Here is a 22216-nt window from a genome sequence, read left to right as displayed (position 1 = left end):
AGGAACTTGGAGTTACATGATACAAGAAGTAAACCAGCAACAGTTGATCCAACGAATATTCAAAAGGGAACAGGCAGTGATCTTTTTCCATACACCATTGTGCGGTACTTGTAAACTTGCCAATCAAATGTTGGAGATTGCATTAGCAGTGTTTTCCGATCAAGAAAAACCTATGGTCCTCTCCGGAAATATCAATCAAATGCCAACCACAGCAAAGCAATGGAAGGTTAAAAGTGTCCCATGTCTAGCTTTTTTAGAGGATGGAAAACTGGTTAAAATGCTATATTCGTTCCGTACTGTGGATCATATTTATGGAGAAATAAAAAAATTTTATAAATAAAAGCGATTTTCGGTGGATATTTTTTCCTAATATATTTCAAAATGGCACTTTTCGCTAAAATTTTTCTTTATGGTAAAAAAATCATAGAAAACGCTTTCCCGCTAATAATGCAAACATTTGTCGAATTAAGACAGAGGAACTTGTAAAAGTTTGAAAATTTAGTCAAGTCAGTCAGAATAAAATTATGTTACAATTATTAAAGTGCTTGTAACATTGTTATCAAATTGTATCCTCCAAACGTCAAAAATAATGATATAAATGAGTTATGGATTCTTTATCCTTTGCATAAAAAGTTCTAACTTTTGATATATATTCCGTTTGGACATCCTCGATAATTTTAAGTTTAAAAACTTGTCCGTAGTGAGGTGGATACAATAATGACATCTATGAACATGAATTTAGTAATGAAACCAAAATTCAATAAGCCAGTAGCAAACAAAGCAGTTACTATAGAAGATAAGGTGAAAAGAATTACACGCGGAGATGAGGACCTCCGTAATGAACTACTTGAAGATTATCAACCATTCATCAAAAAAGTAACGTCTAAAGTTTGTAACCAGTATATTGACCAATCTCGTGACGAATATAGTATTGGATTGACAGCGTTCAACGAAGCGATCAATCAATATCAAGAAGGACAAGGGAGCCGTTTCTTGACATTTGCGGATATGGTCATCCGTAGACGTGTGATTGATTTTATCCGTAAAGAAGCACGACAGAACAGATATGTCTTCCTAGAACCCGAAGAAACAGATGAAGAAGGTCGTGTTGAAGATAGCTTTGCCGAACAGCAAGCTGCAATCAGCCACTATGATCAACAATTGCAAGTCGAAAACCGTGTGTATGAAATTGAAGAATATCAAGAATTGCTAAAAGGGTACGGCATTACGTTCAAAGTGTTGAGCAAGAACTGCCCTAAGCATATCGATGCGCGTGAAAACGCAAAACAAATCGCGCAGCTATTAGCCGAAAACGAGAAATTGGCAGCGTATTTGACAGAGAAGAAACAACTGCCGATAAAAGATTTATTAAATATGGTCTCTTGCAGTCGTAAAACGATTGAACGTAATCGAAAGTATATAATAGCGATTGCATTGATTTACATTGGAGGGTACACATCGCTTAGATCGTACATTGAGCCCTCCTGATATCCTACTGGAAGGGAGGGACCAATGAGTGAAACGCGGCTTGATTATGGAAGTATCGAAGCGGAAAGCTGTGATTTTGACTAAAGATGGCAGTTTTGAACGTGTTCGGTTGAAAAAAGGAGAACAACCTGAGGTTGGACAGGAGTATATATGTCCATCCGAAATTCCTGATGCATTTTTTCAGCCTAAAAAAACGTTGTTGCCTTCATTTTCACTTTCCCTTGTAGCAATCATTGTGTTCGTATTGGTTGCAAGTGGGATGCCATTTGGCCCGAACAAAGCCTCTGCTGCTGCTTACGTAAGTTTTGATATCAATCCGAGTATTGAAGTGGCAGTTGATAATGAAATGAATGTCATCAAAGTCCGTGCTTTAAACGAAGATGCAAAAAACCTGCTTGAAGGTTCAGACGAATATAAAGACTCATCTTTATTGGTATTTTCCGATTCATTATTCAAAACCTTGAAAGAATCAGGTTATTTCGATACGTATGAAGACCTGTTGATCACGTCTACGATTGACGATGATAATGTATCAGATGAAATGCGTAAACGCTTAAATAAGTCGATCGAAAGACTTAAAGCGAGTAAATATATTGAGAATACGGGAATCGTTTTATCACTAAGAGAAACAACAGAAGCTACTAGAAAGCTTGCAGAAGAAAATGGTTTGTCCATGGGTAAATATCTGGTATTTAAAGACATTTCTAATATTGATCATACATTCACCCCCGACCAAGCCAGTCTACTTTCTTTTTCAGAGTTGAATAAGTACATGGCTAAGGCAATTGGTACAGAAGATAAAGAAGAACATCAGCCTGACAAATCTGTAGGAAATCTTAAGCGGGATAATAGTCTAGATATAAAACAGACAAAAAATGAAAAAAACATTACAAACCCTGCTGAGACAGAGGAGCCTGATACAAATGAAACAGGAACGGCAGCAAGTGCGAGTGATGATATAAAAGATGATGTCACAGATAAAGTAAAGACTGCAGTTGAAAAGCCTGTTGAAAAAGAAAAGGCTGCTACAAGTGAACCTGTTTCCGAACCAGTAGAGAAAGCAAAAAATGCCAATACAGCCCCTGCTAAGGATCAAACAGATAAAGAAGATAAGGACAGCCGAAGCGATTCTGATCAAGATAAAACGTCTAAAAAGAGTGAAGAAAAAAATGATTTGCAGGTGAAAATCAAATTGGATCTGCATGGGTTAGATGCGGATGAATTGACCCCTCAGGAATTGAAATTACTTGAGAGCCTGCAAATCAACATCTTTCATGCTCAAAAAAATGGAAAATCAAAAATGAACAAACACTCACACCCCAATCAAGATAAACACGGAAAAGAAAGTCATGGTAAAAAGCCATGACGATTTGTGGTGTTTATGTACATAATAATTGACTAAGATAGTGCCAGACAAACTCAGATTCAGTGAGTGTCTGGCGCTTTTTGTATTGTAGCGGATATAGCCTACTGAAAATATCGAATACTGAAGGAGAAACTGTCGAAGGATTTTAAAAGGACAATCGCTTTACTCCATAGAAATTTAACATTAGATCCAATCTCTATGTAAAAGTGAGGAGAGGAATATGCATATAAACGGTATTGTTGATTTGTTTTCAAAAAGATTTGAGGAACAATCTTATTTATCACCGTTTTTTCGTTTGAATGATTATGTCGTTTCTCTTGCTGATGGGGAAGATTGTGTCTCGATACATTTACGAAAGCGTTCGTGTAAAGTGATCATGAAAGAAGAAGTCGCTCAGCATACCATCAGGATCAATGGCAGGATGAACGCACTGCAATCCCTGGTGGAAGGTAAACAGAAACTGACAGAGCTGATCGCTCAGGGAGAGATTGAAACAAATGCATCCTACCGTACGATCCTGAAGCTTGAATCCATCTTCTACTTACTGAGAAAGCAAACGAGAGATGCCGTATAAGATGTCCTGAAATGAGTCTTGATCTGTATACTGTGCTTGCTCCTCATGATTTTGATCTAGAAGAATCGTTGTCGGAACGGATTTACATTGGAATTGGTCATAAACTTTAGTCCCTTCATCGAGAAGGATGGGGACAGTAAAATTATTTTTTTGGATAAATTGATCCCGCTGTTCTAAAGAACCCTCTCTGCCGATGACGTTGACCGTCAATACGGTGATTTCATCGTTATTCATCGACTTATAGAACTGCTCAAGAAGTGGTAGTTCCCGCATACAATCAGGACACCATGCCACCCAGAATTGGATGATGACAGGTTTCCCCGTAAAGTCTGATAGGTTAACGTTTTGCTCCGTCTTGTATTCCTTAAGAGTGAATGAAGTGATATTGTTCATATGTTCCTAAACTCCTTTTTCAGTCAAATTCATACCATTCAATATTGAAATTAACACATGTCGATATAGAGTGCGAACTGACACGATTTTGTCACAAAAATTCAGTAAGAGTAATAAAGCGAATATTATTTTGTTGACACTTAAAAATATCCCGTGCTACAATGCATTCATGCTTAAATAAAGTAAACCGATAAAACGTATCGGATATATATCGAATCTTATCGAGAGCGGCGGAGGGACTGGCCCTGTGAAGCCCGGCAACCAGCGAACCGGACATGGTTTGAGAAGGTGCCAAATCCTGCAAAGTGTAATGCTTTGGAAGATGAGATGGAGAGACTGAACATTCAGCCTTTCTGCTCATTTTCAGAGCGGAAAGGCTTTTTGCATTTAAAGAAAGTATGGAATACTTTCTTCGATAGAAGGTCAAATGCGCTAAGGCCTTGGCTACCAAGGTTTTTTTATACGTAAAGGACAGCACTTTAGCAGAGGATAAGAGAAAGAAAGGGCTGAACATCATGATTACTTTGAAAGACATCAAGAAAGTTTTCTATACAAAAGATGGAGTCGTCAATGCAGTAGACGGCGTCAATCTGAATATTGAAAAGGGTGAAATATTCGGGGTTATTGGATACAGCGGTGCAGGGAAGAGTACACTGATCCGGATGCTTAATATGCTGGAGAAACCGACTGAGGGTTCAGTCGATATCAATGGAAAGTCATTGACTACTTTCAACAACAAGCAGCTGAGGATCGCGAGACAGAATATCGGAATGATTTTTCAGCATTTCAATCTGCTCTGGTCACGTACTGTCCGTGAAAATATAGCCTTTCCCTTGGAGATTGCTGGGGTAAGCAGGGGAGAACGTGTGAAACGAGTCGATGAATTGATCGATCTGGTTGGATTGTCCGGGAGAGGAGATTCCTACCCTTCACAGCTAAGTGGTGGACAAAAACAGCGTGTAGGGATTGCAAGAGCATTAGCGAACAATCCAGATGTTTTACTTTGTGACGAAGCAACATCAGCATTGGATCCGAAAACAACCGACTCGATCTTGAAACTTCTTGTAGATATCAATCAAAAACTTGGTCTGACGATCGTACTGATTACACATGAGATGCATGTTATCCGAAAAATCTGTAACCGGGTGGCAGTAATGGAGGACGGTCAAGTTGTCGAAGAAGGTAACGTCCTAGATGTGTTCAAGACGCCGAAGAGGACGATAACACAGGATTTCGTTAAACAGGTGACAGAACCTGAAGAAACGGATGAAACAATCCAGCACCTGATTCAAAAAGGGGACCATTCTAAAATCGTCAAACTCACTTTTGTCGGCGGCACAGCTGAACGACCGCTCATAAGTGATCTGATCAGAAAGTTTGATGTCGATGTCAACATCCTTCAAGGAAAGATTTCGCAAACAAGAGACGGGGCATATGGAACATTATTCATTAAAATTGATGGAGAGCCTGACACAGTAAAGGAAGCCATCTATTTTATTCAACAACAGCAAGTGGAAGTCGAGGTGATCACAGATGTTGACAACAATGTTACCTAACGTAGATTGGGAGGATATGTGGGAAGCTACAGTTGAGACCCTTTATATGACAGCAATTTCAGTAGGTACCACATTCATCCTTGGAATCATATTAGGCTTATTATTGTTCCTAACTGGTAAGGGGAACCTTTGGCAGAACAAAGCAATCCATTCAGTCATTGCTGGATTTGTGAATATTTTCAGATCCATCCCGTTCATTATTTTGATCATTCTTTTAGTACCTTTTACAACATGGTTGATCGGCACAATGCTTGGCGCAAATGCTGCACTGCCAGCTCTGATCATCGGGGCTGCACCATTCTATTCTAGGATGGTTGAAATTGCGTTGCGCGAGATCGATAAAGGCGTCATCGAAGCAGCAAAATCGATGGGAGCAACAGATGGGCAAATCATATACAAAGTGCTTTTGCCTGAATCATTGCCGGCACTGATCTCCGGTATCACTGTGACAGCAATCGCCTTGATTTCGTATATCGCGATGGCAGGTGTAGTCGGTGCAGGCGGTTTAGGGACACTTGCGTATCTGGATGGATTCCAGCGTTATCAGAATGACGTAACATTCGTTGCTACAGTAATCATATTAATCATCGTATTCATCATCCAGTGGATAGGCGATTTCTTAACTCAACAAACAGATAAACGATAATTTGGAGGGATAACAATATGAAAAAACTAATAACACTTTTAACAACTGTACTTATCATTTCCGTATTGGCGGCTTGTGGTAAAGGTGGTTCAGCCGGAGATGAGCAAGAACTTGTCGTCGGTGCATCGAACGTACCACATGCTGAGATTCTTGAGGAAGCACAGCCCATCCTTGAGGAGAAAGGAATCAAGCTTGAAATCGAAAAGCTTCAAGACTATGTGACACCGAACCAAATGCTTGCTGCTGGAGAATTGGATGCAAACTTCTTCCAACACGTACCGTATATGGAATCACAAATGAAAGATAACAAAAGTTATGATTTTGAAAACGCTGGTGGGGTGCACATTGAACCAATGGGTGTATACTCGAAGGATCATAAAAGCTTAGACGAGCTTCCTAAAAAAGGAACGATCATTATGAGCAACTCTGTCGGAGAGCATGGCCGTATTCTCAGCTTGCTTGAAAAAGAAGGTTTGATCAAGTTGAAAGAAGGCGTTGATGTAGATAAAGCAACTGTCAAAGACATTGCTGAAAATCCGAAGGAAATCAACTTCAAGACTGATGTGGAAGCAGGGTTACTACCGAAAATTTATAAAAACGGTGAAGGAGACGCTGTCGTCATCAACACGAACTATGCAATTGATGCAGGACTCGATCCGCAAAAAGATGCGATTGCTCTAGAAGGATCCGACTCGGAATATGTAAATATTGTCGCAGTGAACAAAGGCGATAAAGATGACAAGAAGATCAAGACACTTGTAGAAGTGCTGCAATCTAAAGAAATCCAGGACTTCATTAAAAAAGAATATAAAGGAGCAGTCGTTCCTGTAAACGAATAATGTGATTCAGAGTGCTGGCATAGGTCGGCACTCTTTTTTTAAACAAATGAATGGGTCTTTTTTGGTTAAGGTGCACGTTAGTACGTTAATTTGCACCATTCCTTGTTAAAAGTTACCCCTGGTCGGAATCGGGATACATGAAATCACGGCTGGAACCGCCTAAGTGTAAACAGTGCAAAGCTTCATAAAGCACTTAGGTGTAATACCGGATGCAAGTGCTCCATGAGCCCCAAAAACCCCCGAAAACCGAAAGAAAATGATTCTACATAGAGCATTTCTCGCGGATATCTTTTTACGAGAAGAATCATACTAATTAATGTTGATTTTATCGAATGAGGAGTGATCGAATTGAATGATAATAAAAACCAACAAGGTCAACAACCAGGCAGTCCTACAGAAGCAGCATTAATGGATTACAAGGAAGGCTTAGGAATCTTCACTGAAAAAATACCGGATCTTGCAAGAAAGTACAATGCATTTACAGAATCTTGTTTTAAAGCCGGGAAGCTGAGCAAAAAGGAAAAACAATTGATTGCACTGGGGATCAGTATTTACTCCCAGGATGAGTATTGCATCATCTACCATACAAAAGGGTGTCTAGATCAAGGTTGCAGTGAACAGGAAATTTTAGAAGCAGTAGGTGTTTGTGCTGCATTCGGCGGTGGAGCAGCTATGAGTCAATCTGTAACCCTTGTGCAAGAAGCGATTACGGATTTGAATCAGATGAAACACTAAGAACGAAACCCAAGGAATATCGAGGAAATCGGATGTATGAGGGGCAATTATAGAAATAGGGACCCTAATATGACACCACTCCTTCATAAGGTTTCTTAGAAGAAATAATCATTCTATATCATATTTGGAGTTTTAGTTTCATATTGGTAGGGTATAGAGTGTAGTGAAAATTCAAAAACTTGAAAGGATTGATTCATTATCCACCCTATTGACACTAACCATACTGGTGAAATGGAAAAGGCCATGCATCAGGCTCATGGTATAGGTTATGCTGAGTATGATCGCAACCTAGAAGAACGATTGAAAATCGAACGTAAGAGAGAGCAGGAGTACAAAGAAAGTCAACAAATGCTCAACGAATTTACGGGTAAAGTCAATAAGTCTTAATGATCAACAATCAAGAAACATTGCAATAATAAGTAAAAAAAGCGTATATATCAAGGACCTTATCGGATACTGATAAGGTCCTTTCGTTGGTTTTACGCACATTTTTCAACACGGAAAAGAATCAATGTTGATTTCAATAAGAAAGCTTTATTCTCAATTAGCATGTAAAACCACTTATATTTTCTGGATTGGTATTGAGAATTATTTTAATTTGTTATAAAATTAGAATGATGTTAAAGTGAATTTGGTAAAGCCGTGCAGAGAAGTCTACGGAAGAGCCATAGTTGACCTTATATCGAAGAAAATTGTAGTTTTCTTCAAGTGAAAATAGAAAAAATCACGATTATTTCATTTTTATGTTGTTTTTCGTTACAATGTAGAATGGAGTAGTGATTAGAAATATGAAATTGGAGGGTTATAGTCATGACTGCACCAAATCTAAAGATTGAGAATCTACACGTTTCCATTGAAGGAAAAGAGATCATCAAAGGCCTAAGCCTTGAAATAAACGGTGGAGAAATCCATGCAGTAATGGGACCAAACGGAACAGGAAAATCAACATTAGCATCTGCTCTAATGGGACACCCGAAATATGAAATTACAGAGGGAACTGTCACAATGGACGGTGAAGATGTTCTTGAAATGGAAGTTGACGAACGAGCAAAAGCAGGTCTTTTCCTCGCGATGCAATATCCAAGTGAGATCAGCGGTGTAACGAACGCAGACTTCCTACGTTCATCAATCAACGCTCGTCGTGAAGAAGGTAAAGAAATTTCATTGATGAAGTTCATCCGTAAAATGGACAGCAAAATGGAACTTCTTGATATGGATGAGTCTTTCTCACAGCGTTACTTGAACGAAGGGTTTTCTGGGGGAGAGAAAAAACGTAACGAAATTCTTCAACTATTGATGCTCGAGCCGAAGATCGCAATTCTTGACGAAATCGACTCTGGTCTTGATATCGATGCATTGAAGGTCGTTTCTAAGGGTGTCAATGATATGCGTAACCCTGAATTCGGCGGTTTGATCATTACGCACTATCAACGTCTATTGAACTACATCACACCAGATAAAGTTCACGTAATCATGCAAGGACGTATTGTGAAATCTGGTGGACCTGAGCTTGCTCAACGTCTTGAAGCAGAAGGGTATGACTGGATTAAAGATGAACTAGGAATTGAAGACGAAACTGTCGAAACAGAACAAGCATAGGCTTTGAAGGAGGATTTATATGTCAGTGGAAACGAACGAAACGAAGATTGCCTTCGATCAATCATATGTAAGCGACTTTTCCAAACAACGAAATGAACCAGAATGGCTGAAAAACCTTCGTCTTCGTGGATTGGAACTGGCTGAAAGCCTACCGATGCCGAAGCCGGAGAAAACGAAAATCGACAACTGGAACTTCACAACTTTCCAACACGAAGTGAAGGCTGCGAAATTCGATAAGGCAGACGACTTTCCTGAGCATATTTTAGAACTTATCGGGAAAGAAGATCGTACGGATAATTTCCTTATCCAACGAAACTCGACTCCTGCATTTCAACAGTTCTCACAAGAACTGAAAGACAAAGGGGTCATATTTACAGATATCGCTACAGCAGTCCATGAGCACAGCGATCTTGTGGAAAAATACTTTATGAACAAAGTAGTGAAGATCGATGAGCATCGGTTGACTGCTTTGCATGCTGCACTTCTTAACGGCGGTGTTTTCGTATACGTGCCGAAAAACGTTGAAATCGATGTACCGTTACAGTCCGTTTTCTGGCAAGAGGATGCAGAAGCTTCATTGTTCAATCATGTTTTAGTCGTAGCTGAAGATAACAGTTCTGTCACGTATGTTGAAAACTACCTTTCTCATGGAACAGATGAAGAGTCTGTTGCCAACATCGTAGCAGAAGTATACGCTGGGCCGAATGCACGAGTTCAATTCGGAGCAGTTGATAACTTCTCTAAAGGAATGACAACCTATGTGAACCGTCGAGGACATGTTGAACGTGACGGAAAAATCGAATGGGCACTAGGTCAAATGAATGATGGCAATACGATTTCTGATAACACGACCAATCTGGTTGGTGATGGATCTGTAGCAGATACGAAAACCGTTTCCATCGGACGTGGAGATCAAAAGCAGAACTTCGTCATCCGCGTCAATCAGTGGGGTAAACAATCAGACGCACAACTGCTAGCGCACGCGGTCATGAAGGACAATGCAAGTTCCATCTTTAACGGAATTGCAAAAATCGAGCATGGAGCAACAAAAGCGAACAGTGAACAGACTGAACGTGTCCTGATGCTAAGTGAAAAAGCACGTGGAGATGCGAACCCGATCCTTCTCATCGACGAAGATGATGTTACAGCTGGCCACGCTGCATCAGTTGGACGCATGGATCCGATCCAAATGTTCTACTTGATGAGCCGTGGAATTTCCAAACAAGAAGCAGAACGTCTTGTTATCCACGGATTCCTTGCACCAGTGGTCAACCAATTACCTATCGAAGGGGTAAAGAAGATGTTAACTGGTGTAATCGAAGGGAAAGTCAATAAATGATTTCAAAAGAGATTCGCAAACAGTTCCCCATCTTTGATCAAGAAGTGAATGGGAAGCCACTCGTCTATTTGGATAGCGCAGCGACATCTCAAAAACCGATTTCGGTGATTGAAACACTTGACCATTATTATAAAAACGACAACTCGAACGTGCACCGTGGTGTGCATACGCTAGGGACACGGGCTACTGACGGCTATGAAGGTGCCCGCGAAAAAGTCCGACGTTTCATCAATGCTTCTTCAACTGAAGAAATCGTGTTTGTCCGTGGTACAACGACAGCCATCAATACGATTGCCTCCAGCTATGGGAAAGCGAACGTCGGCGAAGGGGATGAAATCGTCATCACGCCAATGGAACACCACAGCAACATCATTCCTTGGCAGCAGCTGGCGAAAGCAACAGGCGCGACATTAAAATATATTCCTTTACAAGAGGATGGAACAATTGATTTAAGTGATGTTGAAAATACAATTACAGAACATACTAAGATTGTATCGATCATGCACGTTTCAAATGTTCTAGGTACGATCAATCCGATCCAGGAAATCACAAAGATCGCTCATAAAAATGGAGCAGTCATGGTAGTGGATGGTGCTCAAGCAGCACCTCACATGCATGTTGATGTCCGTGACTTAGATTGTGATTTCTACGCTTTCTCTGCCCATAAAATGTGCGGACCGACCGGTATCGGTGTCATGTATGGCAAGAAAAAGCTATTAGAAAATATGGAGCCTGTCGAATTCGGCGGAGAGATGATTGACTTTGTCGGTTTGTATGACTCCACTTGGAAGGATCTTCCCTGGAAGTTTGAAGGCGGAACTCCAATCATTGCTGGAGCCATAGGGCTTGGTGCGGCAATTGATTTCTTAGAGCAAATCGGACGCAATGAGATTGAGAAGATGGAGCATGAAATCGTAGAGTATGCGATGGAACGTATGTCAGATGTTGAAGGCTTGAAGATATTCGGACCTCAACATCGAGCAGGACTGGTGACATTCAACATTGATGATGTGCATCCTCATGATGTAGCTACAGTATTGGATGCAGAGGGAATTGCTGTACGTGCAGGTCACCATTGTGCACAACCGTTGATGAAATGGTTGGATGTGACAGCAACTGCCAGAGCAAGCTTTTATATTTACAATACGAAAGAAGATGTTGATGCACTAGTTGATGGATTAAAGACTACAAAGGAGTATTTTGGTCATGTCTTCTAATTTGGATCAACTATATCGTCAGGTCATCATGGATCATTACAAGAACCCGCGTAACAAGGGAGAACTTGATGATGGTGCATTGACCTTCAATTTAAATAACCCGACATGTGGCGACCGGATCAAAGTGTCGATGGAAGTCGAAGGCGGGAAAATCAATGATGCCAAGTTTGAAGGTGAAGGGTGCTCGATCAGCCTTGCCTCAGCATCAATGATGACCGAAACCATCAAAGGTCTTCCTGTAGAAGATGCCCTTAAGCTGTCGAACATCTTTTCAGAAATGATGCTTGGAAAAGATTACGATGAAGGCAATTTGGATCTTGGAGACCTTGAGGCCCTTCAAGGCGTTTCAAAGTTTCCTGCACGTATTAAATGTGCGACACTTGCATGGAAAGCTTTAGAAAAGGGAGTCAACCAAAAAGGAGAAGAGTAATACTCCTGCTTGGTTGTCAGAAGCACTCATCCGATTTACAATAGAAGTATGGAATGAATGACACAGGTTTCGGTTTTTGTGTATGTATCCTTTAAGGAGGGATTAAACGATGGCTAAGAAAATGCCAGAGATCGGCGAATATAAATACGGTTTTAGAGATAAGGACGTCTCGATCTTCAGATCCAAGCGTGGATTGACGAAAGAAATCGTCGAAGAAATTTCACGTATGAAAGACGAACCTAAATGGATGCTAGATTTCCGTTTAAAATCACTAGAACATTTCTATACCATGCCAATGCCTCAATGGGGCGGTAACTTGAAAGAATTGAACTTCGATGACATTACGTATTACGTAAAACCGTCTGAGAAGTCTGAGCGTTCATGGGATGAAGTACCTGAAGAAATCAAGCGTACGTTTGATAAGCTCGGTATCCCTGAAGCAGAACAAAAATATCTAGCGGGTGTATCTGCCCAATACGAATCTGAAGTTGTCTATCACAACATGCAGGAAGACCTTGAGGACATGGGGATTATTTTCAAGGACACAGATACAGCGCTTAAAGAAAACGAAGACCTCTTCAAAGAGCATTTTGGTAAAACAATACCACCGACAGACAACAAATTCGCAGCATTGAACTCTGCGGTATGGTCTGGTGGCTCGTTCATCTATGTGCCAAAAGGAATCAAGTGTGATACGCCATTACAAGCGTATTTCCGTATCAACTCTGAAAACATGGGGCAATTTGAGCGTACGTTGATCATTGCTGACGAAGATTCATCTGTACATTATGTTGAAGGTTGTACTGCACCTGTTTATACAACAAACTCACTGCACAGTGCGGTTGTTGAAATCGTCGTCAAGAAAAACGCGTATTGCCGTTATACGACGATCCAAAACTGGGCGAACAACGTATTCAACCTGGTAACGAAACGTGCAGTAGCAGAAGAAAATGCAACGATGGAATGGATCGATGGTAACATCGGTTCCAAGCTGACGATGAAATATCCAGCTGTCATCTTGAAAGGTGAGGGCGCTCGTGGAATGACACTATCGATCGCACTTGCTGGTAAAGGACAGCACCAAGATGCAGGAGCGAAAATGATCCACTTGGCTCCGAACACCTCTTCAACGATCGTTTCCAAGTCCATCTCTAAAGGTGGAGGTAAGGTAACATATCGTGGTATCGTACACTTCGGACGTAAAGCATCTGGAGCACGTGCGAATGTCGAGTGTGACACGTTGATCATGGATAACGAGTCGACTTCAGACACAATCCCATACAATGAGATCCTGAACGAAAACATTTCTCTCGAACACGAGGCGAAAGTTTCGAAGGTATCCGAAGAGCAGCTCTTCTATCTTATGAGCCGCGGAATTTCAGAAGAAGAAGCGACAGAAATGATTGTAATGGGCTTCATCGAGCCATTTACGAAAGAACTTCCAATGGAATATGCAGTCGAAATGAACCGCCTGATCAAGTTCGAAATGGAAGGTTCAATCGGTTAATAACATCTAATAACCCTTGGTATATACCAAGGGTTATTATTATGGATTTTAAATTGTGCCGATTGAGATTTTATTAGAAAATTATTTTCCTTTTACATAAAATGGGTTAAGAAGTGCTTCTTTAACTAATAGTTATATTATTTTAACCGATCGATGATCTTACCCCAGCCATTTTCTTCTGTAGCGTAAAAGTCCCCAACTGTATAAGTACCTCCTAGGACTTCATGTGGTTTTAGATCTTCAAGAGGTGTCGATTTATCTCCACCAAGCTTCACCGTTATCTTTCCTTGTTGAGTTGACTTTAGTTGAAAGTCTGGTGTTGTATCTCTAGCAATTACATTTTGATATAAAATCCCTTTCCCTGTTGGGTTAGGAACTGTATGCAAGTTAAGATGTGGCGTTAATTTTATCTCTGGTATATGTTCAATTTCGCTGTTTAAATCAAATTCCAGTCGGATGATTTCCTTCCCAGCTTTCACAGCAGAAGCGATGACTTTCCCATCTATTTCTTCTAATGAGAGTTCCGCGTATTTTTTTGGATAACCCCATAGTTCTCTTCCTGCTGCTATGGCGAAATCTTCGTTTTCATATTCAAAAAGGTAATGGCCGCCAACAATATCTTTGTATTTAGCAGGAATTACAATTGCGCAATCCAAAAAAGATCCTTTATTACAGTTGCCAAAATCAGCAATCGTAACTGTATAAGTGTTATCGACATATTCAAATGGCGTTTGCTCAAGATATTTTTTGATAATAGCTTCATCTGTACGACAAACCGCTGTGATGGTTCGGTTATTTTTACATTCATATGGAACGAATGGGTCAGGGAATAAAGGTGATTGAATTGGTACATTATTTCCAGTTGCTACTTTGGTTGTCATGTAAATTCCTCCTGTTAATTAACATGTTCAATTGAATCGTATGTTTTTTCATCAGTTCGTACTGCTGTCCATTTACTTACTATTAAGATAGCAATCAGGGACGCAAGTGCCGCTGGTATTAATTCATAAATATAGGCGACATATGGAGTGTTTATCCAAATAATTGCAACTGAGGCTCCAGTAAGCATGCCACTAAATGCTCCCCATTTTGTTACATAGTTCGTATATAGACTTAGAATTAACAGCGGACCAAAGGCAGCTGCTAATCCCGCCCATGCATATAAAACTAAGGTGAAGACCGCTTGAATGTTCATTAGTGAAATTATTGTTGCAACTACACCCAATGTAAGCATGGTGATTCGACTTATTGTTAAATACTGCTTATCAGTAAGTTGCTTTTTAGCCACACTTTTGAAAATATCACTTGCAATTGCTTGTGTAGCAACCATTACCTGGGAAGAAAAGGTGGATTGTATAGCTGCAAAAATGGCACCTAGGACAATCCCTGAAATTACTGGAGGCATAATTTCAGAAGTCAATTGTGGAAATACATATTCTGCGTCCTCAAGGTTTGGAATCATTACTCGTCCAATTAATCCAAGCAAGTTTGATCCAGTCATAACAATAATTACCCAGAACATAGCTATCATTGTTCCTTGTCGTATCGATTTATCATCTTTTGCAGAAAGAAAACGCTGAACGATATGAGGCTGTCCAGGCTCTCCAAGCCCAAAAGCCACCAAACCTACTATGGCACCAAACCCTATAGCCCCAACCGAACCGCCTGCAGGGGAGACAAGAATCGGATCAATATTCGCGACCTTTAAAAAGAATGAATTCCATCCACCAAGCTGTATGATCATATAGATCGGGAAAATAACTAGCACGCCCATCATAATGAAACCCTGAACAACATCCGTCCATACAACAGAGCGATATCCTCCAAATACTGCATAACCGAGTACGAACGCTGCACAGAGAATAAGACCAATATTAAAGTTTAAACTGACGATCGAATTAAGTGCTTTACCAGCTGCCGTTAATTGTGAAGCCATGTAAGCTACGAAGAAGATGACGATAATAACACTAGCTGTAATTTTAAGTAGATGGCTTTTGTCTTTGAAACGTTTTTCAAAAAAGTCGGCTAAACTAAGACAGTCATTCTCCTGACCGTACCTCCTGAGTTTTGGAGCAACTACGAACCAGTTCAATAAGTACCCAAGTACAAAGCCTGGGAGCATCCACATTGTAGAAATTCCTGCAACATAGGAGTAGCCTGCTGCTCCAATGAATATCCATCCACTCGTATCAGTAGCTCCAGAACTGATGGCTGTGGCAACTGGTCCGAAACTTCGATCTCCAAGGTAATAACCCGCCTCACTTTTTGTAATAAAACGTTCGGCCATTATACCCACTGCAAAAACTAGTACTAAATAAATAATGAAAGTTGTGATCATGATTTATTGTCCACCTCCTTCTTTTCAGTCCACTTTAGTAAAATAAATGTGGTAATTATACTTACTAACGGTACAATGATGTAAAAGAACGGAACTAGAAAAGGTACAGATCCTTTCATAACAATCCCCCCAATAAGGATTTTTCTTTCATTGTTTTAAATTGCAAGTTTCATGCCAACTGTATAATTGCTGGTTTATAGTTATTTTCTAAAAATTCTGTATAAGTTTACTAAAAAAACTACTCAAAACATTACTCATTATTGAGTAGTTTTGAGCATGATAACAAAATCCTTTAGTCTATACTTTTTAATTTTCTTATCTAATGTTTGTTGAGGAATGTCCAATTCGCGTGCAGCACTTGAAATATTTCCTTTTGTCTTCTTAAGAGCTTTTCTTATTAAATCAGCTTCAAAACGTTCTACTTCTTCTTTGAGCAATATCCTACTTTTAGAGCTAACATTCGATTGAGCTTCTTGTTTTGGCATACTGAGAATTGAATGAGGTTGTACATCCTTTAGGTGAATCGTGTCCAAAGCAGTTAAGTTCATGGCGCGCTCAATCATATTTTTAAGTTCTCTAACATTTCCTGGCCAATCATGATTCATAAAATAATCCATTGTTTCCGGTGTAATGGATCGTATGTTTTTGCCTAACCTGTGATTGAAATACTTAACAAAATAATCAACTAAAAGCGGGATATCTTCTTTTCTTTCTCTAAGAGGTGGAATTTCTAGATACAGTACATTCAATCTGTAGTAAAGGTCCTGACGCATCTCCCCAGAAATTACTAACTCCTCAGGTCTCACGTTCATAGCAGAGATCAATCTCACATTCACTGTTATTTCCTTATGGTCTCCAATACGTCTTACTTTTCCTTCTTGGAGTACACGCAAAATCTTAGTTTGCAAAGTTACTGGCATCGAATTAATTTCATCAAGAAATAGTGTCCCATTATTGGCAATTTCGAACAGTCCGGCTTTATCTTCTGCCCCCGTGAACCCACCTTTTTTTGTACCAAACAATATGCTCTCAAGTAGAGATTCAGGTATCGCTGCACAGTTCTGAGTTACAAGTGGACCTTTCTGATTCACATGGATTTCCTGAACAATCAGTTCTTTACCGGTACCCGTTTCTCCATAAATTAATAGTGGAGAAGGGCTATTTGCTACTGTTTTTATAATTTCCTTAACATTTATAATAGAACGGCTTTTCCCTATGATAGATACATCTTTTAACAATTCCTTTTTCTTCTTTTCTGCAAAATCCATTTGATTGGTCAAAAGATTTTTTCTCGAAATTTCCTGAAGTTTTTCCGACATATCCTTCAACCCAGATATGTCAGAGAATATTTCGAACGCACCTACAACTTTTCCCCCTCTTAGAATTGGATAAGTAGATGTCACGGTCGTTTTTCTTACTCCCTGATAAGTAACAAATGTTTGGATCCTCTCTTTAATCGGTTGCTTCGTTTTAAACACTTTTAATATGGTACTATTTTCAGTGCTAAGATCGGGAAATATTTCGAAAATTTTTCTGCCAATCACAGCATTCATTTTAAAGCCCATTTTTGTCGCCGCATCATTCATATAAAAAGCCCTTAAGTCTTTATTAACAATGATGACTCCTTCTCTCATAGAAGAGAATACTTCTTCTATATAATCTTTTTCATTGAAGAAAGATTCGACGTTAAGTAATGTGTCTGGCATGGGATTGTCCTTTCTTAAGGATTATATTTGTTATAAATATTTTACCATATCAAAAGTACCTCCCTGTTTTAAAACTTATAGTGTTATAGGGCTGAAACATAACAATATGGGACTCCCCATTTCGATTTTGCGAAATCTCAGAATTTACTACTTCCTTATAAACTGTGAGTTATCAAGAACAATAGCTATACTTTAAATTGTTTTTCAATTGGTTCATTCTTAAGCGCATTTTGAGACTTTCTTTTTGGGTTTGCAAGGTCGACTAAAGATGCATTAAAAATCATTGAACCCTCCTTAATCAAAAAGGAGTTGGGCTTGTCCGTACTCAATATGGGTGGAGATACTCTTGATACAAAAACACCCATCGGAAAGTTAATGGTTACGGTGTAAGTGGTATCGCGGAATTGCGGAGTTTGAACTTGGTCTGAATAAGGAACGACAGGCTGAAGGAATTGCGGAAGCTAAAAAAGAGGGGTTTATAAGGGGAGACCTAAGAAATTTACTGATAAAAACAAAAGCCTATTGCATGCAGATCCTCCGTTCTCCAGAAGACGCTGCTAAAGTGCTGCAGGTTTTATCGGGGAAGATGATCGCGAAATGTTCTTTTTTATGTGCCTCAATACGAAAAACAGAGTGGTTGCTGTTCGCGTTTCCTTTAGATTTTTTAAGAAGAATAAAAACTAAAGAATTTTGATAAGAAAACACTTAAAAAATATTATTTTTTTAAAGGAATTTTTATACCAATAAAGAAGTAAAGATTATAACATTATATCTTTTGTTTTATAGAAGGAGCACACTATGAAAATAAATAAAAGTTTATCCTTACCCTTATATGAACAAGTAAAACAATATCTTGAGGAAAAAATACTATCGAAAGAATGGGATGAGGGATTTCGGTTACCTACTGAAAAGGAATTAGCCAAGCAGTTTAGTGTAAGTAACATTACGATAAAAAGAGCAATCCACGAACTGGTAAGCAAAGGGTTACTATATCGACAAAGCGGAAAAGGGACATTTGTTACCAAAAGAAATGAGCAAAACATATCAAAATTGGTAACGTTACGGAATGAATCCTGGGAAGATTATCAACACCCTCATCGGACTTTAAGCTTTAATAAAGAGGAAGCAGGTAAGAGTCTCGGCAATTTATTAAGGATCGATCCTGAAGATGACGTTTATAAAATCAACAGGATAAAGTTGCAGGATGATAAACCTGTTGCGATAGAATTCTCGTTTATCCCAGCCTCATTATTTCCGGATTTCCAAGTGAGCACTATTGAAAATGACCTGCTGTATAATATGTTCCAAGAAAAATACGATATGAAATTGGAAAAAGCCAAGGTATACTTCAATACCATTTTAGCGGATGAATACGAAGCAAATTTATTAAAGGTCCCAATAGGTGAGCAACTAATCGTTTTTGAACGTTTCACGCTTACAGTTGATCAGAGGATAATTGAATATTCAAAGTTCATTTTGAAACAAGAACAATCACGATACTTCTTAGAAGTTCAGCTTTAATTATAAAGTTATAATATTATATTTTAGGAGGTTTCTATGTATATTGACCATCATCCGATATTAGAAAACCATGGTAATGATCAAATTTCGTTTTTCTATGATGGAACGCCTCTAAAAGCTAGACAAGGACAGACGATAGCTGCTGCATTAATGATGAATAACATCAGGAAATTCGGCATCAGCAGGAAACTACGACAATCAAGAGGGCTTTTTTGCGCAAGTGGAAGATGTTGCAGTTGTTTTGTTACAGTAAACGGATTAGAACATGTCCTTAGCTGTACGACCCTTATAGAAGAGGGGATGGAAATAAAGCCGAATACTGGTGACCCCGATGTTAGGGGGGGAATCCATGAAAACTGATGTATTAATTATAGGTGGGGGTCCCGCTGGTTTAAATGCTGCCATCGAAACTGCCTCAAGAGGTATTAAAACAATAATTATAGAGGAATCTTATGCCCTGGGAGGGCAGTTGAAACAGCAGACTCAATTTTTCAATAACCTGCCAAAACAATTTGATAGACAAAGAGGGATACACTTGATGAGGACTCTGATAGATCGACTTAGTCCTCTGCCAATAACCTGTTTGTTGAAGCATAAGATGATCGGGGTTTATAAGGATGGACGGATAGGGATAGCGAATGATACTGAAACCTTTCCGATTGATGCAAAAAAGGTAATCGTTACTACAGGAGCCGCCGAGGAGACGGATCTCTTCCCTGGTTGGACCCTACCGGGAGTAATGACTGTAGGAGCTGCCCAAATATTAATAAACCGAGAGCGTGTATTGCCAGGGAAGAATGCGTTGATCGTAGGGTTGAATTCTTTTTCGGCAGAAGTTGCAAAACAACTAAAGGCATGTGGAATCAATATTTTAGGAGTCATGGATAAAACCGTTTCCGTAAATGATAAAAAGTTGGTGGAGGGCCTTGAGGATAAAAAAATTCGTGTGATGGTAAATACCGTTATTGAGAGAGCAACGGGGGCTGGAGAAGTAAAGAAAGTTACCATAAACAATGATGGAAAAAAGGAAGATCTTGATATTGATTTGATCTGTATCGGAAAAGGCTTGGCCCCGATCTTGGAGCCTTTGGAAATACTAGATTGCGAATTTGGTTTTCAAGCAAAACTAGGAGGTCTTGTACCGAAATATTACAGTACATTGGGGACGAGTAATCCTTCTGTATATGTAGCTGGGAATGCTGCAGGCATAACTTGTTTAGGTGGAATCTTATTGACTGCAGAGATTGCAGCATTGAATGCACTGAAAGCTCTTGGGGTCCTGAATGATAATGAAGTGAAAGTAAGAAGTTCATTTTTATGGGACGAACTCAGGAGTATGGAAAGTGAAGAATCCATTGAAACATTTATTGCCCGGGTTGCTCACATAAAAGAGTTCCATGAAGAATGCGAATTACCGTTACCAGCTTCATTTCATGCAATCTTGGAGGGGTGCTAAATGGATAAGTCTACTATTGTATGTCGCTGTGAAGAAATAAATGTTGATGAAATAGAGGGTGCTATTCGATTGGGCGCTTCTACTTTTGACGATATTAAAAGACTGACCAGGTGTGGGATGGGGCCATGTCAGTCGAAAATATGCATGAACCTTGTGAGGGAATTGATCGCAACTAATCTAGGTGTTTCAATAAGTGAAATCCCTCCTCCACGCATGCGTATGCCATTAAAAATCACCAGGTTAGGTATATTGGCTGGGAAAACATCCTCATCCAATGTGGTGAGTGTTTTTGATGAAGCGTCTTTAGAGGCGGGTGAACGACAAAATGACTGATCAATATGATATTGTCATCATTGGCTGTGGTGTGATAGGAAGCAGCATTGCCTATCATCTCTCTGAATATAAACAAAAAAGAATTTTAGTAATAGACAAAGGATTTCCTTTATCCGGGACATCAGGTTCTACCCAAGCATGGGTGTGGGTACATAATAAGGTGCCGTCATGGTATGGAGAATTAAGCATGTACAGCGCAGAGCTTTATCCTTTTCTAGAAAGGAAAATAGGGGATGTTGAATACAAAAGGACAGGTGGGATTGCACCGTTCTTTGCTCAAACAGATTGGGATAAAGCTTTAAGGCTTGCTGAAGAACAAGCAGAGGTAGGCATTAAAGTGGAGGTATTAACGAGGGACCAAGTGCTCGAAAAGGAGCCGGCCCTTTCACCAAAAATTGCAGGTGCAACTTATAGTGATATGGATGGAAATGTCAATCCATTCAGGTTAGTGGAGCTTTACATTAAGGCGGCTAAGAGAAATGAGGTTGAATTTTCCTTTTATAATCCAGTTACCGAAATGGTAATGGAAAAAGACCACTATAAAATTTATACAAAAAATAAGAAAGATGCTATTACTACAGAACGGGTGATATTAGCAGGGGGGCCATGGTCTAAGGAAATCGGCGAACTTCTAGGTTTAGATATACCTGTTAAACAGGTACGCGGACAAGTAATCATTACAGAACCATTAGCTCCTTTTCTAAAACATACGATCGGGGGCATGAGGCAGGCAGAAAATGGCGAAGTATTGATTGGTTTCTCCAAGGAAGAAGTAGGTTATGATCGGAGAACAACAATGGATGTGATACAAGAAACCGCTCAAATGGCGATCAATTACATTCCATCTTTAGCTAAAGCCAATATAGTCAGAAGCTTCTCTGGGGTAAGGGTTATTCCGGAAGACGGTTTCCCGATATTAGGAAAGATACCTGATAAAAAAAATGCTTATATTGCTGCGATGCATAGTGGTGTAACCTTATCTCCGTTGGTCGGCACATTGATGGCGGAATTAGTAATGGTAGGTGAAACCTCGATCTGCCTAAAGAGATATAGCCTCAAACGTTTTATGAACTATGCCTGAGGATAGGATCCCGTATTACGTCAACTGTTACCTTGGTTAATCACACTGATATAAAAAAGAATATTTAGACTACGTAGAAGGGAGGCTTCAGG

At 39.6% G+C, this 22216-nt stretch carries 23 protein-coding genes and 1 riboswitch; of the genes, 19 read left to right on the top strand and 4 right to left on the bottom strand.

Features of this window, described 5'->3' with window-relative positions; genetic code table 11:
• The first annotated feature begins 16 nt into the window (after positions 1-16).
• From KOL94_RS12305 to KOL94_RS12290, 4 genes are all read left to right on the top strand, one after another.
• Complete coding sequence (locus tag KOL94_RS12305; RefSeq protein ID WP_221566705.1) at positions 17-340, top strand: thioredoxin family protein; 324 nt, start codon at positions 17-19, stop codon at positions 338-340.
• 377 nt (positions 341-717) lie between these two features.
• Positions 718-1488, top strand: a complete 771-nt coding sequence (gene sigI, locus KOL94_RS12300) for an RNA polymerase sigma-I factor (protein ID WP_311775135.1) — start codon at positions 718-720, stop codon at positions 1486-1488.
• Between the two features lie 28 nt (positions 1489-1516).
• On the top strand, positions 1517-2854 hold the full coding sequence (locus tag KOL94_RS12295; protein ID WP_483298075.1) for an anti-sigma factor domain-containing protein: 1338 nt from the start codon (positions 1517-1519) through the stop codon (positions 2852-2854).
• 220 nt (positions 2855-3074) lie between these two features.
• On the top strand, positions 3075-3428 hold the full coding sequence (locus KOL94_RS12290; RefSeq protein ID WP_221566703.1) for a hypothetical protein: 354 nt from the start codon (positions 3075-3077) through the stop codon (positions 3426-3428).
• Here KOL94_RS12290 and KOL94_RS12285 read toward each other — a convergent pair.
• Positions 3396-3821: a TlpA disulfide reductase family protein gene (locus KOL94_RS12285; protein ID WP_221566702.1), complete on the bottom strand. Its 426-nt coding sequence runs from the start codon at positions 3819-3821 to the stop codon at positions 3396-3398. The genes KOL94_RS12290 and KOL94_RS12285 overlap by 33 nt on opposite strands.
• Positions 3822-4036: 215 nt before the next feature.
• A riboswitch (SAM riboswitch) is annotated at positions 4037-4150 on the top strand.
• Positions 4151-4336: 186 nt separating this feature from the next.
• Between KOL94_RS12285 and KOL94_RS12280 the strand changes: the two genes are divergently transcribed.
• The 10 genes from KOL94_RS12280 to sufB all read left to right on the top strand — a co-directional run bounded on the left by KOL94_RS12280 (position 4337) and on the right by sufB (position 13689).
• On the top strand, positions 4337-5377 hold the full coding sequence (locus KOL94_RS12280) for a methionine ABC transporter ATP-binding protein (protein WP_221566701.1): 1041 nt from the start codon (positions 4337-4339) through the stop codon (positions 5375-5377).
• On the top strand, positions 5355-6023 hold the full coding sequence (locus tag KOL94_RS12275; protein WP_221566700.1) for a methionine ABC transporter permease: 669 nt from the start codon (positions 5355-5357) through the stop codon (positions 6021-6023). Before KOL94_RS12280 ends, KOL94_RS12275 begins: the two co-directional genes overlap by 23 nt.
• A gap of 17 nt (positions 6024-6040) precedes the next feature.
• The gene (locus KOL94_RS12270; protein WP_221566699.1) at positions 6041-6862 is read left to right on the top strand and encodes a MetQ/NlpA family ABC transporter substrate-binding protein; all 822 of its coding nucleotides are present in this window, start codon (positions 6041-6043) and stop codon (positions 6860-6862) included.
• 408 nt (positions 6863-7270) lie between these two features.
• A complete protein-coding gene (locus KOL94_RS12265; RefSeq protein WP_221567700.1) occupies positions 7271-7597 on the top strand; it encodes a carboxymuconolactone decarboxylase family protein in 327 nt (108 codons plus the stop codon).
• A 243-nt stretch (positions 7598-7840) separates the two neighbouring features.
• Positions 7841-7984 carry a YuzK family famiily protein gene (locus KOL94_RS12260; RefSeq protein ID WP_221567767.1) on the top strand — a complete coding sequence of 48 codons (144 nt, stop codon included), beginning with the start codon at positions 7841-7843 and terminating at the stop codon, positions 7982-7984.
• Positions 7985-8407: 423 nt separating this feature from the next.
• Positions 8408-9196, top strand: coding sequence for a Fe-S cluster assembly ATPase SufC (gene sufC, locus KOL94_RS12255; protein ID WP_221566698.1), 789 nt, complete (start codon positions 8408-8410; stop codon positions 9194-9196).
• 19 nt (positions 9197-9215) lie between these two features.
• Positions 9216-10535, top strand: a complete 1320-nt coding sequence (gene sufD / locus KOL94_RS12250) for a Fe-S cluster assembly protein SufD (protein ID WP_221566697.1) — start codon at positions 9216-9218, stop codon at positions 10533-10535.
• The gene (locus KOL94_RS12245; RefSeq protein WP_221566696.1) at positions 10532-11752 is read left to right on the top strand and encodes a cysteine desulfurase; all 1221 of its coding nucleotides are present in this window, start codon (positions 10532-10534) and stop codon (positions 11750-11752) included. The genes sufD and KOL94_RS12245 overlap by 4 nt, the downstream gene beginning before the upstream one ends.
• Positions 11742-12182, top strand: a complete 441-nt coding sequence (sufU, locus tag KOL94_RS12240; protein ID WP_221566695.1) for a Fe-S cluster assembly sulfur transfer protein SufU — start codon at positions 11742-11744, stop codon at positions 12180-12182. Before KOL94_RS12245 ends, sufU begins: the two co-directional genes overlap by 11 nt.
• A 109-nt stretch (positions 12183-12291) precedes the next feature.
• On the top strand, positions 12292-13689 hold the full coding sequence (sufB, locus tag KOL94_RS12235; RefSeq protein WP_221566694.1) for a Fe-S cluster assembly protein SufB: 1398 nt from the start codon (positions 12292-12294) through the stop codon (positions 13687-13689).
• Between the two features lie 137 nt (positions 13690-13826).
• On the opposite strand, the gene KOL94_RS12230 is transcribed toward sufB, so the two are convergent.
• The 3 genes from KOL94_RS12230 to KOL94_RS12220 form a co-directional block, all read right to left on the bottom strand.
• Entirely contained in the window at positions 13827-14570 is a 744-nt protein-coding gene (locus KOL94_RS12230; RefSeq protein ID WP_221566693.1) for an acetoacetate decarboxylase family protein, read from the bottom strand.
• Positions 14571-14584: 14 nt separating this feature from the next.
• Positions 14585-15976: a sodium/proline symporter gene (locus KOL94_RS12225; protein WP_221566692.1), complete on the bottom strand. Its 1392-nt coding sequence runs from the start codon at positions 15974-15976 to the stop codon at positions 14585-14587.
• A 308-nt stretch (positions 15977-16284) separates the two neighbouring features.
• Positions 16285-17733: a sigma-54 interaction domain-containing protein gene (locus tag KOL94_RS12220; protein WP_221566691.1), complete on the bottom strand. Its 1449-nt coding sequence runs from the start codon at positions 17731-17733 to the stop codon at positions 16285-16287.
• A gap of 798 nt (positions 17734-18531) precedes the next feature.
• Here KOL94_RS12220 and KOL94_RS12215 point away from each other — a divergent pair.
• The 5 genes from KOL94_RS12215 to KOL94_RS12195 are packed head-to-tail and all read left to right on the top strand — an operon-like array spanning position 18532 to position 22124.
• Positions 18532-19254: a GntR family transcriptional regulator gene (locus tag KOL94_RS12215; RefSeq protein WP_221566690.1), complete on the top strand. Its 723-nt coding sequence runs from the start codon at positions 18532-18534 to the stop codon at positions 19252-19254.
• A gap of 36 nt (positions 19255-19290) precedes the next feature.
• Complete coding sequence (locus KOL94_RS12210) at positions 19291-19614, top strand: (2Fe-2S)-binding protein (protein WP_221566689.1); 324 nt, start codon at positions 19291-19293, stop codon at positions 19612-19614.
• A complete protein-coding gene (locus tag KOL94_RS12205) occupies positions 19604-20710 on the top strand; it encodes an NAD(P)/FAD-dependent oxidoreductase (RefSeq protein ID WP_221566688.1) in 1107 nt (368 codons plus the stop codon). Before KOL94_RS12210 ends, KOL94_RS12205 begins: the two co-directional genes overlap by 11 nt.
• Positions 20711-21043 carry a (2Fe-2S)-binding protein gene (locus KOL94_RS12200; protein WP_221566687.1) on the top strand — a complete coding sequence of 111 codons (333 nt, stop codon included), beginning with the start codon at positions 20711-20713 and terminating at the stop codon, positions 21041-21043. It begins immediately after the preceding gene.
• Positions 21036-22124 (top strand): NAD(P)/FAD-dependent oxidoreductase, encoded by a 1089-nt coding sequence (locus KOL94_RS12195; protein WP_221566686.1) that lies wholly within the window; start codon positions 21036-21038, stop codon positions 22122-22124. The genes KOL94_RS12200 and KOL94_RS12195 overlap by 8 nt, the downstream gene beginning before the upstream one ends.
• Positions 22125-22216: the final 92 nt, after the last annotated feature.

Source organism: Alkalihalobacillus sp. TS-13, assembly GCF_019720915.1.
In the GTDB taxonomy this organism is placed as follows: Bacteria; Bacillota; Bacilli; order Bacillales; family Fictibacillaceae; genus Pseudalkalibacillus.
Note: the sequence above shows the minus strand (reverse complement) of the source record. Positions and strands in the feature narration are given on the sequence as shown.

Bases quoted from the DNA above. Each gene is read 5' to 3' on its own strand.
- KOL94_RS12210 (WP_221566689.1), top strand. From the start codon at position 19,291: ATGTATATTGACCATCATCCGATATTAGAAAACCATGGTAATGATCAA.
- sigI (WP_311775135.1), top strand. From the start codon at position 718: ATGACATCTATGAACATGAATTTAGTAATGAAACCAAAATTCAATAAG.
- KOL94_RS12275 (WP_221566700.1), top strand. From the start codon at position 5,355: ATGTTGACAACAATGTTACCTAACGTAGATTGGGAGGATATGTGGGAA.
- KOL94_RS12200 (WP_221566687.1), top strand. From the start codon at position 20,711: ATGGATAAGTCTACTATTGTATGTCGCTGTGAAGAAATAAATGTTGAT.
- KOL94_RS12245 (WP_221566696.1), top strand. From the start codon at position 10,532: ATGATTTCAAAAGAGATTCGCAAACAGTTCCCCATCTTTGATCAAGAA.
- KOL94_RS12225 (WP_221566692.1), bottom strand. From the start codon at position 15,976: ATGGCCGAACGTTTTATTACAAAAAGTGAGGCGGGTTATTACCTTGGA.
- sufU (WP_221566695.1), top strand. From the start codon at position 11,742: ATGTCTTCTAATTTGGATCAACTATATCGTCAGGTCATCATGGATCAT.
- KOL94_RS12195 (WP_221566686.1), top strand. From the start codon at position 21,036: ATGACTGATCAATATGATATTGTCATCATTGGCTGTGGTGTGATAGGA.
- KOL94_RS12220 (WP_221566691.1), bottom strand. From the start codon at position 17,733: ATGCCAGACACATTACTTAACGTCGAATCTTTCTTCAATGAAAAAGAT.
- sufB (WP_221566694.1), top strand. From the start codon at position 12,292: ATGGCTAAGAAAATGCCAGAGATCGGCGAATATAAATACGGTTTTAGA.
- KOL94_RS12205 (WP_221566688.1), top strand. From the start codon at position 19,604: ATGAAAACTGATGTATTAATTATAGGTGGGGGTCCCGCTGGTTTAAAT.
- KOL94_RS12280 (WP_221566701.1), top strand. From the start codon at position 4,337: ATGATTACTTTGAAAGACATCAAGAAAGTTTTCTATACAAAAGATGGA.
- KOL94_RS12305 (WP_221566705.1), top strand. From the start codon at position 17: ATGATACAAGAAGTAAACCAGCAACAGTTGATCCAACGAATATTCAAA.
- sufD (WP_221566697.1), top strand. From the start codon at position 9,216: ATGTCAGTGGAAACGAACGAAACGAAGATTGCCTTCGATCAATCATAT.
- KOL94_RS12270 (WP_221566699.1), top strand. From the start codon at position 6,041: ATGAAAAAACTAATAACACTTTTAACAACTGTACTTATCATTTCCGTA.
- KOL94_RS12290 (WP_221566703.1), top strand. From the start codon at position 3,075: ATGCATATAAACGGTATTGTTGATTTGTTTTCAAAAAGATTTGAGGAA.
- KOL94_RS12230 (WP_221566693.1), bottom strand. From the start codon at position 14,570: ATGACAACCAAAGTAGCAACTGGAAATAATGTACCAATTCAATCACCT.
- KOL94_RS12215 (WP_221566690.1), top strand. From the start codon at position 18,532: ATGAAAATAAATAAAAGTTTATCCTTACCCTTATATGAACAAGTAAAA.
- KOL94_RS12265 (WP_221567700.1), top strand. From the start codon at position 7,271: ATGGATTACAAGGAAGGCTTAGGAATCTTCACTGAAAAAATACCGGAT.
- KOL94_RS12285 (WP_221566702.1), bottom strand. From the start codon at position 3,821: ATGAACAATATCACTTCATTCACTCTTAAGGAATACAAGACGGAGCAA.
- KOL94_RS12260 (WP_221567767.1), top strand. From the start codon at position 7,841: ATGCATCAGGCTCATGGTATAGGTTATGCTGAGTATGATCGCAACCTA.
- sufC (WP_221566698.1), top strand. From the start codon at position 8,408: ATGACTGCACCAAATCTAAAGATTGAGAATCTACACGTTTCCATTGAA.